Consider the following 744-nt stretch of genomic DNA (forward strand, 5'->3'; position numbering starts at 1 on the left):
ATTTTATTGATTGTCTAAGATATTATCGGGAACGTTCTATCATTTTGCCGAAAGGCAACGAACCGGTTATCAGAAGCAGGAGGATGCTAGGTGAAAGTTGAATATCTATTGATTGGTCGCGGTCTCGATGGGAAGATCAAGATGGACGATTATCCCAAACAAAAGTTGCTTGTAGGAGAAGTTACCGTTCAGGCTGCTGGTTGTGGAAACAATGGCACTCCCCTCAAAACGTTTGAGGTTGACCATATTCAGCATAACGGGCACGTCTACGCGGTAGCCATTGGTCGTAGCGCAACTGGGCAGGAGATAATCCAGTTCATTGAAAGCTCAGGTGTTAAACCAATCCCAGATGAGCTGCTGTAACGAAGTTAATAAGGCCCACTACTCCGGGCCTTTTCAAAACCAGGCTTAAGGACGCTGGTTTACGTACTCAATGATCGCGTTAATGATCACGAACATCGGCGGTACGATTTTCAACAGCAATGCAACCATAATAGCCTCCTGGGCTTAGGGTTAGCGGTCTTTGAAGTATCCCCGCAGGGCCGTAATGATGGCCGTCACCGGGGGCGCGAGTTTTAAGATCAACAGGAGCAATGCCATGCAGCTTCCTATTTGTTCATCGCGCCTCGCCGCAAATACCCCTGGGCTTGCCTTTGCAGTTGCTGTATCAGTAGTCGCCAGATACATTCAGCACGATTTCGGGTTGGGTGGGGTTCAAGAATCACCAAAAACCCTGGCAAAAAA

General features: G+C 48.0%; 1 protein-coding gene. It reads left to right on the forward strand.

Annotated elements, in window-relative coordinates:
• Positions 1-90 precede the first annotated feature (90 nt).
• Entirely contained in the window at positions 91-363 is a 273-nt protein-coding gene (locus tag ACFPZN_RS56285; RefSeq protein ID WP_096205768.1) for a hypothetical protein, read from the forward strand.
• Positions 364-744 lie beyond the last annotated feature (381 nt).

The organism is Actinomadura rugatobispora, assembly GCF_042656285.1.
Lineage (GTDB): Bacteria > Actinomycetota > Actinomycetes > Streptosporangiales > Streptosporangiaceae > Spirillospora > Spirillospora rugatobispora.